The sequence below is a fragment of the Pseudarthrobacter sp. rb genome, assembly GCF_056389225.1.
On record NZ_JBWJAR010000010.1, the window covers coordinates 1 to 15,441 of the forward strand.

At 60.2% G+C, this 15,441-nt stretch carries 14 protein-coding genes and 2 pseudogenes; 8 read left to right on the plus strand and 8 right to left on the minus strand.

Annotated elements, in window-relative coordinates; genetic code table 11:
• The 4 genes from ACWRN3_RS14130 to ACWRN3_RS14145 form a co-directional block, all read left to right on the plus strand.
• On the plus strand, positions 1-123 hold a 123-nt coding region (locus ACWRN3_RS14130; RefSeq protein ID WP_275181331.1), incomplete at its 5' end, for an integrase core domain-containing protein.
• Positions 124-417: 294 nt separating this feature from the next.
• Positions 418-1,221, plus strand: a complete 804-nt coding sequence (locus tag ACWRN3_RS14135; RefSeq protein ID WP_476741024.1) for an MBL fold metallo-hydrolase — start codon at positions 418-420, stop codon at positions 1,219-1,221.
• Between the two features lie 75 nt (positions 1,222-1,296).
• Positions 1,297-1,440 (plus strand): hypothetical protein, encoded by a 144-nt coding sequence (locus ACWRN3_RS14140; protein ID WP_476741025.1) that lies wholly within the window; start codon positions 1,297-1,299, stop codon positions 1,438-1,440.
• Positions 1,441-2,014: 574 nt separating this feature from the next.
• The gene (locus tag ACWRN3_RS14145) at positions 2,015-3,406 is read left to right on the plus strand and encodes a MinD/ParA family ATP-binding protein (RefSeq protein ID WP_476741026.1); all 1,392 of its coding nucleotides are present in this window, start codon (positions 2,015-2,017) and stop codon (positions 3,404-3,406) included.
• Positions 3,407-4,297: 891 nt separating this feature from the next.
• Here the strand turns inward: ACWRN3_RS14145 and ACWRN3_RS14150 are convergent.
• Positions 4,298-4,741 carry an acyltransferase gene (locus ACWRN3_RS14150; RefSeq protein WP_476741123.1) on the minus strand — a complete coding sequence of 148 codons (444 nt, stop codon included), beginning with the start codon at positions 4,739-4,741 and terminating at the stop codon, positions 4,298-4,300.
• 830 nt (positions 4,742-5,571) lie between these two features.
• Here ACWRN3_RS14150 and ACWRN3_RS14155 point away from each other — a divergent pair.
• The gene (locus ACWRN3_RS14155) at positions 5,572-6,660 is read left to right on the plus strand and encodes an acyltransferase family protein (RefSeq protein ID WP_476741027.1); all 1,089 of its coding nucleotides are present in this window, start codon (positions 5,572-5,574) and stop codon (positions 6,658-6,660) included.
• A 99-nt stretch (positions 6,661-6,759) separates the two neighbouring features.
• On the opposite strand, the gene ACWRN3_RS14160 is transcribed toward ACWRN3_RS14155, so the two are convergent.
• A complete protein-coding gene (locus ACWRN3_RS14160; RefSeq protein WP_476741028.1) occupies positions 6,760-7,197 on the minus strand; it encodes an acyltransferase in 438 nt (145 codons plus the stop codon).
• Positions 7,198-7,394: 197 nt separating this feature from the next.
• Positions 7,395-8,711, minus strand: coding sequence for a polysaccharide deacetylase family protein (locus ACWRN3_RS14165; protein ID WP_476741029.1), 1,317 nt, complete (start codon positions 8,709-8,711; stop codon positions 7,395-7,397).
• A 412-nt stretch (positions 8,712-9,123) separates the two neighbouring features.
• Here ACWRN3_RS14165 and ACWRN3_RS14170 point away from each other — a divergent pair, with 412 nt between their 5' ends.
• The 3 genes from ACWRN3_RS14170 to ACWRN3_RS14180 all read left to right on the plus strand — a co-directional run bounded on the left by ACWRN3_RS14170 (position 9,124) and on the right by ACWRN3_RS14180 (position 11,391).
• Complete coding sequence (locus ACWRN3_RS14170; protein WP_476741030.1) at positions 9,124-9,300, plus strand: hypothetical protein; 177 nt, start codon at positions 9,124-9,126, stop codon at positions 9,298-9,300.
• 136 nt (positions 9,301-9,436) lie between these two features.
• Positions 9,437-10,693: an O-antigen ligase family protein gene (locus ACWRN3_RS14175; RefSeq protein ID WP_476741031.1), complete on the plus strand. Its 1,257-nt coding sequence runs from the start codon at positions 9,437-9,439 to the stop codon at positions 10,691-10,693.
• Between the two features lie 356 nt (positions 10,694-11,049).
• Positions 11,050-11,391 (plus strand): hypothetical protein, encoded by a 342-nt coding sequence (locus ACWRN3_RS14180; RefSeq protein ID WP_476741032.1) that lies wholly within the window; start codon positions 11,050-11,052, stop codon positions 11,389-11,391.
• A gap of 69 nt (positions 11,392-11,460) precedes the next feature.
• On the opposite strand, the pseudogene ACWRN3_RS14185 reads toward ACWRN3_RS14180, so the two are convergent.
• The 5 genes and pseudogenes from ACWRN3_RS14185 to ACWRN3_RS14205 all read right to left on the minus strand — a co-directional run.
• Positions 11,461-12,175 (minus strand): annotated as a pseudogene (locus ACWRN3_RS14185) (fumarylacetoacetate hydrolase family protein); the annotation flags it as partial.
• A 98-nt stretch (positions 12,176-12,273) separates the two neighbouring features.
• The gene (locus tag ACWRN3_RS14190; protein ID WP_476741033.1) at positions 12,274-12,774 is read right to left on the minus strand and encodes an alpha-hydroxy acid oxidase; all 501 of its coding nucleotides are present in this window, start codon (positions 12,772-12,774) and stop codon (positions 12,274-12,276) included.
• Between the two features lie 112 nt (positions 12,775-12,886).
• Positions 12,887-13,381, minus strand: a pseudogene (locus tag ACWRN3_RS14195) (alpha-hydroxy acid oxidase); the annotation flags it as partial.
• A gap of 89 nt (positions 13,382-13,470) precedes the next feature.
• Entirely contained in the window at positions 13,471-14,211 is a 741-nt protein-coding gene (locus tag ACWRN3_RS14200) for an amino acid ABC transporter ATP-binding protein (RefSeq protein ID WP_476741034.1), read from the minus strand.
• A 523-nt stretch (positions 14,212-14,734) separates the two neighbouring features.
• Positions 14,735-15,441: S-layer homology domain-containing protein (locus ACWRN3_RS14205; RefSeq protein ID WP_476741035.1), on the minus strand; the 707-nt coding region annotated here is incomplete at its 5' end.

Consider the following 15,441-nt stretch of genomic DNA (forward strand, 5'->3'; position numbering starts at 1 on the left):
AGCTCAGAAGCCGAACGGCAATCCTGCTACCCCGACTTCATCGAGTACTACAATCAGCGCAGGCCACACACTGCACTCAAAGGCGCCTCACCCGCCAGCCGTGTCACCAACCAACCGGGTTAGTACAGCTAGCGCTACGGAGGCGCCCGCATATCAGCCGCCTAACGGACCTGCCTGGGGAGTGCATCTGGCACCGCTAGCGGAAACCACTGTTTAGTGCCTGCTGGGCCTGTACAGCGACGACGCGAGGTATCTACGAAGCAGGGCAAACGCGTGATCTTATCCGACAAACAGAGAATTTGTGCTGATCCAAGTTGCTTAGGCAAGGACGATGAGTGTTGCGCGAACGTCTGTACTCCGTGGGTACAATCGGGGACCAAGATCAACGAACGCTGCACTCCGGAGGTACGAAGAATAATGTCGGAATGGCTCGAAGTCGGCGTCAACAACTATGTCCTCGTTACTGAAGGATCCCTGCTGAACACGGGCTTAATCCTCGGCTCGGAGCGAGCCATGGTCATTGACACCGGTTGCGGACCCCGTCAAGGCCGAGAGATCCTGCATGCTGTGCTGGAGCGGACTGACCTGCCCCTCGTGGTCGTCAATACTCATGCCCATTACGACCACTTTTTTGGCAATGCCGTCTTCGCGGAAGCCGGCGCCACGGAATTTTGGGCGCATCAGAACTGCGCGCAGGAGATTGACCAGCGGGGCCACCTGCAGCGCCGGGCCGTTGCAACCTCGGAGCCCGAGATGGCCTCCGGCGAGGGGGGCAATGTCGAACTGGTAGTACCTAATGCCATCGTGAAGGACCAGCCGGTCTTGGTCGATCTAGGCGGACTGACAGCAACCCTGTTCTATCTGGGTCGCGGGCACACCGACGGAGACCTACTAATTGGCACGCCGTCTACCCTCTATGTCGGTGATCTTGTGGAGCAGGGTGCTCACCCGTCTTTCGAGGACTCCTATCCCGAAGAATGGGCAGACGTGCTCCGGCACATCTCGGCGCTGCGGCACCGTTACGAGTTCCTGATTCCGGGACACGGGACGCCATGCAGCGACCAGTTTGTCAAAACCATGGCCGACACCATGGGCACGGCTGTTCGGCAGGCCCGACAATCCATCCGTGACACCCCCAACGACGCCACCAAGGCCATACCCGTCCTGCCCTACGGTCCGGAGCAGTCCCGCTGGTTCATCAAGCGTCTTCAGGAGAACTAACGCAGCAGTCTGAATGCGTCGTAACAAATGCCCGCTTTGAGCAAACGTTGAGGTTGCTTTCCTGGCCTTCAACGCATGAGCAAACATGGCGAAACACTCGGCGTCCGGTACGAACGGCAGGACATCCGCCAACGGAGGCTCCGAATTTTGTCTATTTTGGCTCTGTGCGTGCTCGCCGGTGCCACCGTCATCGTGGTCCTGATGGCGGTCGAGCGGTAGGCAAACGTTCCGAAGCCAGGCTGAGGCGTCACCAGCGCAAGCCCGACTCTGAGCGCACTTCGTACTCAATTCCTGTGCTACGCATGCAACTTGCATACTCAAAATCGCAAGCTTCTTTACGTGACTTGTCAATGGGTTTGTCACATGCTTAGGTCATTAGCAGTAAGGATGCTTATGACCGATGGAGATTTTTGTGGCCTTGTCTGACTACGCCTTGGCGCTGTGCGCGCTGCTAGGCACCCTTCTCGTTCCCTTCGTCGGCTTTTATCAGATGCTGCGGCTCAAGCGCCGCGCTCTGCGGATCCCCATCCGGCCGGTACCCGTACCACCCGCACACCGAGGTAATCAACGCTGACCATGCCCTACGTCGATATCAACCCCCATAAAGCCCGTCCTAAGTGGGTGGGCTACGCCATCCTTGCCGTCCTCCTGGTGCTGACCGCGGCCGTGGTTTCGGCCGCACTCATTCACCACTGACCAGCGAATACTGGGCAGGCCCTCCTGCCGGACCCCCTAGACTTACTGATTGAACCAGTGCCGCATAACCGTTTGCCGAAACGTCCGGGGGACAGACATGCCAGATCCGGCGGATCAGAATGCAGGCGCCCAAGCAGAGGATGCAGGGCAGCCGCAGCTGCGCCGACGTCGCGACCTTCGTCGTGCCGACGGCCCAGTTAAGGATGCCTGGACAGGAATCATGCCAGCCGTAACCCCCAACACACCCAACTCCAACGCCGCCGCTGGCCCGGTCAGGCGACGCACGTCCTGGGCTGAGGCGGCCGCTGCGGCCGACGCCACCAAGCCATCCCATGCCCCTTCGGCTGCGCATTCCGTCCCTGTTGCGCAGCCCGCGTCGCCTCCAGCCCCATCTACTGCTGATCCTGCACCTATTGCTTCCGTGCCTCCTGCTGCACCGGCCAGTTCATCGGACGAGGCCGTTCTGAGAGCTGCCGTGCCGCCGTTGGAGGCTCCTGGCCAGACACCCTCCTTCCGCCGAAGCCGGCCCGCCCTGGCTCACACTATCGGCGAGAGCCCCATGCCCGATTTCATCAGCTCACCCGGCCTGTTCATCAAGGAACAGAAGCCCCGGCCCCTCGGCGGGTTTCGTGGTGCCCTCTACAATCTGACCGGGGGAGCATGGAATCTGGGCCCCGGGCCCAAGCAAAGGCAGGAGGACGAGTTGGGCCGCCGGATCTCGAGGCAGCTTCAGGGCAGCTACAACACTGCCGTGTTGAGCCTCAAGGGCGGCATCGGCAAGACCTCCACCACCGTGGGCGTTGGCCTTACTCTCGCCGAATACCGTGGCGACGCACCCTGCGCCATTGACGCCAATCCTGACTCCGGGGACCTCGTGGAGCGCGCCCTGGGTGAGGGCATTTACCAGCAGTCTCCACCGCGGACCATTTCCGACCTGCTGGACAACATCGACTCGATCGACTCCCTGACCTCGCTTGCCCGTTACATGCACCACGCCGGTCGGCTGCACCTGATCGCGGGGGAGCAGGACCCGGAGGTCTCGGACTCGTTGACGGCGGAGGAATACCGCCGGATCCGCAAGCTCATCTCCAGCTACTACTCGGTGGTGTTGACCGACTGCGGCACCGGCGTGACCCACAACGCCATGAGTGGGATCCTGCAGTCGGCCGACAACCTGGTGATCGCGGCCGGTTACGCGGTGTCGGGTGCGAAGCGCGCCCGCAGCACTCTGCATTGGCTGGCCAGCCACGGGTATGAGGACCTTGCCCGCAATGCCATCGTCGTGATCACGGACAAGGACGAGGTCTCGTCCCGGGTGGATAAGGACGCCATCGAGGAGCACTTGGCCGGAATCTGCCGCGAACTCATCGCCGTGCCGCATGACCGTGGAGTTGCGGACGGCGACTTGGTCACTCTGAACGTGCTCAAGTCTGGGACGCGGCGAGCGTACAAGGAAATTGCTGCGGCGATCGTGGACGGTTATCGCTAGTACGGCGCAAATTTTTTGTGTTGCCTCGTTGCGGCTCCTGAGGTCAGCGCCTTTCGGCCCTTCGTATTGATGGCAGGTATTGGGGGTAAGCAAACACAGGTACTCACTACGGGTCAAACTGCCCGGCCTCGCGAATAGCCTGCAGTAATGTTGCTGACCCTGATTCAGATGGTAGGGCTGGGCCCTAAGTGCCGGTTTTGCGGAATAGCGTTAAGGCGTACCCCCCCGCCAGTTTTTTGTTCGCGGGCATGCCTTGAGAGCTGGCAATATAGGCTTGAGCACTTTCCCCAAGGGTTCAAAGTTTCCGGCTATCGGAACGTATATAGGCTCGGTGGGGAGAGTTCACCGGACTAGCCCTTGATCTGCAATTTATGCCGCCCTCAAATTGGAGCAGGCATTCATGCCCTAGACCAGCTGTAGATTGCATTGTCTGCCAGGATTGTCGTGGCATGCGCGGACAAAGCCAACGTGTCCGCAGTAGCTGCGAAAACCGCCCGACCTTGTCAGCAAGCCGGACTGTTCGCTCAGCGCCTTCCAGGGGGTCAAGCGGAAGTCAATGATGGGCGCACGCACGCCTTGACGTGCAGTCCCGCTCCAGTGGAGACACGGCACTCAGGCCCGAGAGACGGCTGCCACGCACGGTTCGTAAGCGCTAGCGCCGCTTACCCCTACTTCTGGAGCATGCTAGTAATTGGGACGGTAACAAGCGGCGGCATGCAGCTTGGATAATGATTCAAGCTGCGGCGTTGGACGACCAGGTGTCGTCACCGGTCTTTTCCTGCGCTGGTGCATCTCAGAGAACGAAATGACCCCGTCAGCGGCAAGGCATGCGACCTGCGACTACTGTGGTCAGTTGCTAACTCGGCCAAGATCAGGACGGAGCTGCTGACTCTAGCGCTCATCAGTCGGTAGCTTGCGCTTGAATACCGCAGGAACCCCAGCGTAAAGACTGTGAGGCGCGCAATCACGGGTCACGACGGATCCTGCGGCGATCACGCAGCCGGGTCCGATGGTCACGCCTGGCAGGATGGTAGCCCGCGCACCGATCCAAGCTCCAGCACCGATAGTGACCGGCACGTCTACGGCCACCCCATCGCCAGCCCTCCACCGGGGCGAACCAATAGCATGAGTCTCCGTGGTCACGAGTACGTCAGGGCCAATTGCAGCCCGAGGTCCGATGGAGATTCGACCCGCGCCGCTGAACGTAACGCCGCGGTTCAGATAGGCGCCCAGGCCGATCTCGATGTTCCGGGTATTCAGTCTCACGCCCGGTTCCATGCCAACACCGCGAACGCTAAGGCCAGACGCTAGTAGCACCCGCCATCGCAGAGGCATCGGCACGACAGGTGACGCGCACAGCGAATGCAGAAAGGTCCAAAACAAATTTCCCCCAAAGAAGTGAAGTGCCGGTGCTATGGTCACATTAGTCGGCTATGCAGGACCGGGATCGGTGGCAGAACTGTATCTCTCGGCTTGACGTTAGAGGCCGTAGGATGACGCGCCTGCCCGCGGGCGAATGCCTACAAGACGGCTTCTACCGCATGCGGATGATGGGGCCTTTGGAATTAACGACGCCACGTCGGAACGGACCCCAACGTGGGCTGCACCCGAACCATGTAGTTTCCTTCCGTTCATGCGGCTACCGCGCTCCTTGTCCACATGAGGCTTGTCACCTGGGTAGAAGAAGTTACTAGACGTCTCGATGATTCCCATCCTCAACACCTACAGGAGCAAGATCAAGCTGTCCCCGAGCGTTTCCGCAGGATTTGACCAAGAAATCGGAAAAATACGGTTGCGCACCAGGCCTCTGGCTCTTCTGTTGGGCCCTCTTACGTGCTGGGCGCGTTCCTGCATTCATTTGCGGGGCCCCAGCCATACTCTGGGTCCGGGCACTTTAGCGGCCGTTCGGGGCGATGCCGTTGTCTCGTTCTCCTGAACATCCAGTTTGGCCCGGACGGCGTTCTTCGGCGGGCGATACTCTACAGAAGGCGAAGGAGTTCGCTTGCGGTAGCCGCATGAAAGCAGGGGACAACTGCACCGGCACGGCCCGCCGCGATGAGGGGTCCGTTCAACTTGCGCACTATCCCGCTCGGCAGGCCACGGCAGTCATGATATTTCCAATCCTTATAATGAAGTGTTTTGGAGAACTTCAAGCTGGGGGACAAATGATCGAAGCTGCAGGACGTCCGGATTTGCGCTCGTTGACGGGGCTTCGGTTCATTGCTGCGATAGTGGTGGTTTTGTATCACACGAGCGTTCAGTTGCTCCCTGAGATGAAACCAGCGGTTTCTATGGGGCAAACAGGGGTTGCTTTCTTCTTCGCCCTGTCCGGTTTTATTTTGGCATGGTCCCAGAATCTTGCGACTCCCAAACGGGTGTTCTACTGGCGGCGGTTCTGCCGGATATGGCCCCTTCATTTCGTAACAACGATTCTGGCCGTCGCGCTCGTAGCCGCATCCCACGCTGAGTTATCTGTGGCGAAGCTACTCGCCGTCCTACTGCTGGTGCAGGCATGGAGCCCGGACGGCCACTGGTCCTTCGCGTTAAACGGCCCCTCGTGGTCGCTATCCTGCGAGATGTTTTTCTACGCGATCTTCCCGTTCCTGGCCGGGTTCCTGCAGCGGCGGTCTATTAAAGTAGTGCTGTTAGTGGCGGGCGGGACGCTATGCATCGCCGTGGTCGGGATTGTCTCACTCTTGCTATTTATTCCTGAGTTGAACTGGGGACTGGCGCTTTACACCTTCCCGGCATACCGTGTGCTGGAGTTCATCGTGGGCATGTGCCTCGGTGTTGCCTTCCGTATGGGTTGGCGGCCGAGGATTACGCCGGCGGTGGGGACTACCGCTGCAGCCGGGATGTTCATCGGCCTAGAGGTGGTCGTAGCGGGGTTCGGTCAGGGGATCGCGCCAGCGCTGGCCGGCATCATCATGTTGCCTAGCGTGGCCGCTCTTATTCTCGCATTTGCATGCAGCGATTTAGCAGGGAGTCGTAGCCTTGCTGGTTCTGATCTTTTGGTGCGTCTGGGCAAATGGTCGTTCGCCCTTTATCTCGTCCACGAGTTGGTACTCCGACTGGCCGCGGGCTTCAGCATAGGTGAGTTCTGGTTCCGTTGCGCGCTCAGCTCTATTGCCATCATAGTTTCGATCGGCCTGTCCGGCCTGCTTCATAATCGCATCGAACACCCGGCAGAAAAGTGGCTCAGAGACAAAGTCCACGTTCCCGTTAAGATGGCCCGCGGCCTGACGATCGGGTAGCTTCCCGTCAAAGTTCCTCTGCAGCTGCTCGAACCGTTCCAACGACTTGTTCAGTTCCTCGGGGCGGCCCTGCTCCACCTCCAATGGAGATCGTTCTGTCTAAGTTAACGGAAGATCGCGGATTCGGCGCGCTGGCACGCCCGCATACAAGCCATTGGCCTCACAGTCTTTTACAACCACCGCCCCGGCCGCTATTACGCACCCCTGGCCGACAGTCACACCAGGCAGAATAGTGGCCCGCGCGCCGATCCATGCTCCGTCACCTATGGTCACATGGGTATCAATCGAAACTCCGCTGCCTGCGCGCCAATACGCAGGGCCGATCTCGTGAGTCGAGGTAACAATCATCGCTTGCGGTCCGAAAGCTACTCGTTCGCCAATAGTGATCCGACCTAAACCGCTCAGGACAACACCCCTGTTTAGGTAGGACCCGGCCCCGATGCTCACCTTGGTGGTTTCAATTTCAACGCCGGACTCCATCCCCACGTATGCGACCTTCAGCCCCGATGCCACGAGAAGTCTCCATCTCAAGCCCATAGGAATTATAGGAAGGGAGCAGAACGCGGATAATACTGACACTCCAACAAAATAGCAGCTCGTTGCAGGGGGAAGGTGTCGGCAGGGCAGCCGCCGGGGTGCTGGTTGTAACGAGGCTATTGAAATTCAGACAGGAAACTGTCCTCGATATTCGACGAAGGCAGCACCGCCAGGCCCGCGAACGAAATTTTTGGAATTCATCCCCACACTTCGGCGGGTCGGTACGTGCGGACATCCTTGCTGGCAGCGTACTGCATGAGAGCGGTGAAATCTGCGATAGACCAATCTTCCGTAAGCGATGGCGCATTATTAAGATCGTGAAAAGTTAGATAGGAGATTCCGCCACGTTCGACAACCTTGTCGATCATGGATTTGGCAGAAGCAAGAGTCTTGTCCCTGGTGACGTACCAGGCGGGCAAGAGGAGCATGTTCCCCATGTCTGGAGTGCAGTATTCGACAGTGCCTACGCGGCGGGACGTGCGGACGTTCTGCCGTTTACATTCCGCCAGAACCGCGGCGTTCCACGAACCACCAGGATAGACGAGGTGTTTAGCATCCTCAGGCATCCCGTTGTTCACCAAGTACTTGTAGCCGTCCGCGATGCTTGAACGCACTTCGTCCGGAGTCATTGTTCCGAGCTGACCGTGAGCTTTAGTGTGATTCGCCATGCCCCAGCCCGCCACGTACAGTTGTTGAAGCTGATCGAGGGGCATGTACCCAGGCGTGCCGACGTATCTCTCGGTGACTGCAACGTTGCCAGTTAGACCCAGGTCTTTCATGATTGGCCATGCAACATCATGAGTGGACTGGAAACCGTCATCGAACATAACTACGAGGCCGGATATCGGCTGCCTATGTACTCGAATTGGACCTAGTTCTAGGGAAGTCCCCGCTGCGGTACTTACCGGGTAAAAGTTGAACTTGATAGCTTTCACATTTCGGGCCTCCGCGAGGAAGTTCCCCGAGGAGGCGCCGCCTGGGTTAAAGGCGGTAAGCGGAAAAGATACGGTGTGCCATAGCCCGTTTACTCTATCTGTGCCCATGATTGGGGAATACTCGTATCGCTTAGTGAATGTCGTATCTCCAATAGATATTGCGAATGTGAGCCGTTGGAAATTGTTGTCCAGCACTTTCACGGGAATCGAGACAAATGAATTTGTCATGTCCAGTGACACCGGGAGCACAATTGCGGCGCCAGCAGTTCCCGCCGGGAGGTCTGCCCTTACGACTCGTTCCCTGGTCGGTAGGGTGGTGGCGATTTCCGTTACCGTGGTTCCGATCAGTGTGAATCCCGCCAAATTCGAGTAGTCGTTGAGCACGACTCCCGGGTCTGCAGGTCCCCTAGCGGGGGTTGGAATGTCGCGGATAAGTCCCCCGGACTCGGCCTTTGTGGCGTAGACGGTGCTACCGGACGCTGGGGCAAAGGTTGCACGGAGGTCGGGAAGTTGAGCAGGTAAGATTTGGGCATTGTCATCTAATGCTGCGACGCCAAGCGGCGCGGCCTTCTCAGTCATTGGAATGTAAGAATTGGTGGCGGTCGTTTCGGTCGCGGCAGCATGGGCGCTGCTGGCAGCGATAGCCGACACTGCGGAAGCGCCGGTTAGCGCAGTAAGAAGGGTTCCGAATCGAAGAAGCCCTCGGCGGTTCACGCTTGAATCTCTTGATGATGCCTGACGGTCCCCAAGACCAGTTTGGTTGTCCATATGCAGAAGTTATTTGGCGAGTAATTGCTCAACCAGCGTGTGGTATACGCGTTTTGTTGTCCAAGGAGTACTCACATATCGTGAGCGCTACTCAAGTCAGGTCACTGCTGACCCCTAAGGAAACCCACCAGAGGGTGAAAGAAAGCGGGGTCCGCTTTCGGGGGACACGCCCGTGTTACCAGGCGGGTATCATAGGGCTGTTTACGAACACAGGTTGGGGAACATGAAACACAGCTTAGGACTCACGGTGCCCGTTGTCGGCATGCCATTAATCGTATCGGGGGCGGATGTCGAGCCGGCGGCCTTGAAGCAGTTGATCTTCGGGATTTTTGGGATCGTCTCCGTCCTCACCGGTTTGGCCGTTCTGCTCTCCGAGCGGCCCTCGCCGTATGAGGACTAACACCCGTACCCCGATGATTGCGGGGGCTCTGGCTGTCGGCTTGATGTTGGCTGGTACGAGATGGGCCTCGTACCTGGGGATCCCCCCGTTATTCCCTGCGGATGTCCTTCTAATCTGTGCCGCCGTCCATCATTTGTTGAAGCAGAACAAGAATTCAGCAACCATCCTCAGGCCGAGGGAGTTCCCTACCGGCATAGTCTTGGTTTTCATATACTGCACCATCCGCTTCATTGTGGGTGCGGACCTCTCGTTGGTCGCGATTAGGGACGCCGTGCCCTATCTGTATACGATCACTGGGCTACTGGCTTGGTCCTCGGTGTCACAAGCATCTGACGAATCCCTAGAGAAAACCCGCAAATTCTTCACGGCCGCACTCGGATTTCACGCGGTTTGGTTTTTCGTTGTGGTTATCGTCTACCCGCCGTTGCCGGAAATCATGCCTCTCGTTTCCGCTGAGCAAAATTTGCACATGTTCACCGGCAGGGGTGACGTGGATACCGCGCTTACGGGGGTGATGGGTGCAATACTGCTACACAAGTTGATTGAGGGCGGCACGAAGCGTAAGTTCTTGACGTTCCTAGCGCTTGCCTGCTGCTGGGCGGCTTTTCTTCACACACAGTCGCGGGCTGGCCTAATTGGAGCTCTTGTAGCCCATGCTCTGGTGATGCTCGCCGCCTTCGCCGCCCCCGAAGGGCCATATTCAAAAAAGAAGCTTGGACTGATAGGTCTCTTCCCGTTCGTGGTTGTAGGCGCTGCCGCACTGGTCATGACTAGCGATATTGGTGTTCGGTTGCTCGCCACTTTCACAGGAGACGAGTCGAGCACGCTTTCTGAGGGTGCTGCGGGCACCACCAGGGCGAGGAATAACGCGTGGGCGGCAATCTCCCAGTGGGTATTTGACGACCCGGCCCGAACGACCGCAGGAATCGGCTTTGGCCCAAACTTCATGGGACTGTCAGGGGCCGATGTACAATTGATCGGCAGCGCTGTTGAAGGGGTGATCATTCCTCGCTCGCCCCACAACTTTTGGTTCGGCTCCCTAGCTCGCTTAGGGCTTTTTGGTCTCATTTTGCTATTAGCCGCGACGGCGGGGTTTGTGCTCCGGGCGCTCCGTGACCGGCGGTTCTTGGCAGTGGATCCTACCCGCTTGCTGTTCTACATGGTGCCGCTTTCACTGATCTTCCCCGCAAGTTATGGGGTGGTGCTGGAGTCCCCTTTCGGAGCTATCCCCTTCTGGTGGTGCATCGGTGCCGCTCTAGCGCTGGGACCGGCACGGCGACCGACCATACCCCAGCAAGTCCGGCTGACATCCCGGGCGGGCCGACGGGAAATGCTTCGGCAAACCGCGAGAGCACGGCCTCGCCCTGCGGGAGAGCCTGTTTCAGGCATGTAAGAGAAGGCCAAGCGGACGCGATGACGAAGGCCATCCTTGTTCCGTGGGCGGATTGGGTCTGCTCAGAGCTGCGAGCCGCCCGGGGCGGGGTGCAGCCCGTCTGGGTCCAGCAGTGCCGCGACCCTGCATGAATGATTACGTAACATTCTGTGGGAGTCCAGATGCCCCGGCCTGCTTCCCCGTGAGGGTGGATAGTTCCGACGGGTGCATCTGGTGCGAGACGCAGTAAACTGCCTCGTTCACCCGCATAGATATGTGCGGGTTCTAACTACCGCCAGGACGCTGGCGTTGGAAGCCGTGCCGTAGCGGCGGTAAGTCAGTATTGGTAGGGCTAGACCCAGTATCTGTGCCCCTGTGTGTCTGTACTCAACGACTACGTGCAGTTCCGGTTCGACGGAGATCAGAACCGCGGCCATGTCGTGCTCAACAGCTCTGTGTGGTCGGTTGTCCGGCAGGATGACCGACTCTGGCGCGAGCAGGGGCCGGGGTATGCCGACGCCCTTCGTCGGTTGGCTCCCGGGACCGTGGTATGGACTACTGAAGAGACGCGCCCAGGCGTCCTCATTGCGCTTGAAACTGGCACGATCGTGATCCACCCTGCCAAGGAAGAGACCTTCGTCGAGATTGCCGACTCAGCGGTTTCCCGGGTGGCCGATGAATTGCCTGGCGCCAGGCCAAGGACAGCTTCGAAGACCTGACGTAGTGCAGCATCACCCAGAGCCACCAAGGCAGGGCCCAGCACGGACCCTGCCTTTACAGTTTCCCTCCTAGCCCCCGTGGGCCGGGACCTGGACAAAGCGGGACAGGTATTCCATCAGGTCACGGATCCCAAAACTTAAGGCCCGGAGGTCCTCGGTGGTGCCCGTGGTGTTGATCAGCGACCCCAGCTGGGCGCTCTGGATGGTGACCCGGTCTCCCTCCTTGTGCGTGAAGTCAAGGCCCGGCGTATCCCGGTCCTGGCTGGGTGCAAAGACCGTCCCCGTGAACAGGGCAAAGCCGTCCGGGTACTGGTGGTGCCTGCCGTAGGCGGCTCCCACCAGTTCTTCGAAAGGCCTGCTGATCCGGGACAGGCTGTTCTGCCCTTCAAGCCGGTAGCCGTCGGTTCCCTCCACCGTCAGCGTGTTGTCCTCGCTCCGCAGCGACTCCAGGCTGAACCCGTCGTCGAAGAGGCGGACAAACGGGCCGATGGCACAGGATGCGTTGTTGTCCTTGGCCATGCCAGCAGGAGCGCACTGCGGCCCTCCACATCGCGCAGGTTCACGTCGTTGCCCACGGTCGCTCCGCGAACCTGGCCCGGGAATCAACGATCAGGACCGGTTCCGGCTCCGTGTTGTTCCAGCTGGAAAAGGTCGGGATGCCGATCCTGGCCCCAAACCCGACGCTTGAGAGCACCGGGGCCTTGGTGAAGACTTCCGGGTCCGCGCCGAGCCCCACCTCCAGGTACTGTCACCACATCCCCTTGGCCTTCAGCACCTCCTTGATCTGCACGGCCTGCTGAGAAGCCGCCAACGTTGTGCGTTCAAAGTCACCCGAGTGCCCGCCACCGAATGAACGGGCGGGCACCTTCCATGTATCGGATGCTAGACGAGCAGGCTCTCAGCCGCCGCGCGTTGGGCATGCCCAGCGAAGATGCTTGGGTCCAAGTTCTCAACAGAGGACTTGCCCAGGAATCCCATGGCTCCCTTGAATTCCTCGTGGAGGATCCCGAACACCCGGTCCACCGCAGGCTCCCCGCCAGCGGCGAGCGCATACGCGAAGGGCCGGCCCGCGAGGGCGGCCTTGGCGCCCAGCGCGACTGCCTTGACGATGTCGTGCCCGCGTCGGATGCCGCCGTCGAGGTAGATCTCCGCGCGGCCGCCAACCGCCTGGACAATGGACGGCAGGACGTCGATGGTGGCTGGCTGGGAGTCGAACTGCCGGCCGCCGTGGTTGGAGACGAAAATGCCGTCGGCGCCCTCGTCCACGGCCCGGGCCGCGTCCTCGGCGTCCATGATGCCCTTGATCACCAGGTTCCCCTTCCACTCGGCACGGAGCCTGGCGAAGTCCTCCCAGTTGGCGCCCGGGTTCTTGTTGGATGCCATCCAGTTTCATCTCATCCATACGTAGCGGCCGGCCGTTGATCTGGTAGTTCCCGTACGTCATTTTCCGGCCGGTGAGCCAGCGCCACAGCCAGGCCGGGCGCGTGGCGGCGTTGAAGTAGTCCGCCACCGGCGGGCGCGGCGGCATGGACAGCCCGTGGTGAAGGTCCCGTTCACGCTTGCTGGAGGACCCGACGTCGCCCGCCACCACGAGCGTCTCAACCCCGACGGCCCGTGCCCGGTTGATGTAGCTGGCCGTCTCCGCCGGATCTTTCCAGAACGCGATCTGCGCCCACAGGTTGTTGGGGGCCACCTTGGCCACCTCTTCCAGCGAGCAGCCAGCCCAGGCGCTGTGGATGAAGATCGACCCAGCCCTGACCGCAGCCCTGGCAACGGCGGGGTCCGACCCCGGATGGAAGATGGTGAGCATCCCCATCGGAGCCACCATTAGCGGCATCGCCAGGGAATGGCCCAGCACGGTGGTGGAGGTGGTCAGGCCGCGGAGGTCCACCATGGAACGCTGGCGGAGCATGAGGGCATCGAAACGGTCCTCGTTGGCGCGCATGGTGGTTTCATCCAGCGCGCCACCCTCCAGATAATCCGAGATCATCTTGGGCAGCTGCTTCCGGGAAGCCCTGCGGTAGTCATCAATGCTGACAATCCATTTGTTTCTCAAGGGTCCTGCTCCAATGTGAAGGTCTAAATTACTTTCGCCAAGAATTGTTTGGTGCGTTCGTGCCGGGGTTCCCGCAGCACGGTCCGTGGGTCGCCCTGCTCCACGATTCCGCCGCCGTCCATGAAGATCAGGTGGTCGCCCACTTCCCGGGCGAAGCCGATCTCATGGGTCACCACGATCATGGTCATCCCGCCGTCCGCGAGCTTGCGCATCACGTCCAGCACCTCGCCTACCAGCTCCGGGTCCAGCGCGGACGTGGGCTCGTCGAACAGCATCAGCCGCGGCTCCATGGCCAGCGCCCTGGCGATGGCCACGCGCTGCTGCTGGCCGCCGGAGAGGGACGCCGGGTAGGAGTGGGCTTTCTCGGACAGGCCCACCCGCTCCAGGAGGATCTTTGCCCGGTCCTGGACGGCCTTCCGGCTCTCCTTTTTCACCCTGACCGGTGCCTCGCAGATGTTCTCCAGCACCGTCATGTGGGGAAAGAGGTTGAAGCTCTGGAACACCATGCCGATGTTCTCGCGCATCTTCGCCGCCTCCGCGTTGTTCTGCGCGTGCAGCCGGCCTTTCCTGACCTTCACCCCAACCGGTTGTCCCTCCACAAGGATGTACCCGCCGTCGAGCGTTTCCAGCTGGTTGATGCAGCGCAGGAACGTGGACTTGCCGGACCCCGACGGCCCGATGATGCAGGTGACGCTGCCCTTGAGGACTTCGAGGTCGCCGAAGCTCTTGGTGACCCCCTGTGCCTCAATCATCACGTCAGTCATGGTCGGGCCTCCCGTGTTGTGGTGCGGGAGCTTGGCGCCTTGGCCTTGCGGCGCCGGCTGCTGCGTCCCGCGGTGATTCCGCCCCGGTTGAAATGCCGCTCAATGAAGTACTGGCCCAGGCTTAGGACGCTGGTGACCAGCAGCCGCCTTTGCCGAAGTCCGAGAGACCGTCCTGGCGCTCGTGCCGCAACCCAAGGCAGGTCCGTTGGCCCCTCGCGGTGCTCCACTCGCTGGGTTAAAACATTTGCAACCAGCTTCGCCGAGCTGGCGCGTGGGCATGACCTGGGACGAGAGCCAGCCGCAGGGATGCGCTCGAGGATGATCCGCTTGCCGTTCGGAGTCAGGCGGGCGTTACGTTGGGTTGGACGTGAAGACCTCTTAGTCGTTGGCTGTGCTTGGTAACCGCCACCTAAGAGGTCCTCACCTATTCACGATGTAACGAATGTCCTGACTCTGTACACCTGAAGACGCTCCCCTTGCTACGTCATGAGGCTAACGGCAACCTCTTTGCCGTTAATGAACCCTACTTCCGCGCGAAACGATACATGAAGGCTGCCATAGCGTCGCGGTTGATGGATTGGAGGGGCTGGTAGGAGCGGGTGCCGTCTGGGTTGGACCAGCCTGTTGAGATGCCTGTTTCGGCCAGCCAGGCCATTTCTTTGTAGAACTGCTGTGTGGTCGACACGTCCTTGAACGGTGAGACCGTCGGCAGGGTGTAGGCCGGGGATCCTGCCATCCGGTACATGAAGGCTGCCATCGCATCGCGGTTGATGGATTGGAGGGGCTGGTAGGAGCGGGTGCCGTCTGGGTTGGACCAGCCTGTTGAGATGCCTGTTTCGACCAGCCAGGCCATTTCTTTGTAGAACTGCTGTGTGGTCGACACGTCCTTGAACGGTGAGACCGTCGGCAGGGTGTAGGCCGGGGATCCTGCCATCCGGTACATGAAGGCTGCCATAGCGTCGCGGTTGATGGATTGGAGGGGCTGGTAGGAGCGGGTGCCGTCTGGGTTGGACCAGCCTGTTGAGATGCCTGTTTCGGCCAGCCAGGCCATTTCTTTGTAGAACTGCTGTGTGGTCGACACGTCCTTGAACGGTGAGACCGAGGGCGGGACGAAGTCGGGGTAGGGGGTGGCTTTGAAGGTGGTGGTCCACTCGGTGGCAGCGCCGGGCTGCAGGACGTAGTCGGTCTTCGCGCGGGCGGTCACGGTCACGGTGCCGGAGCCGGGGTAGG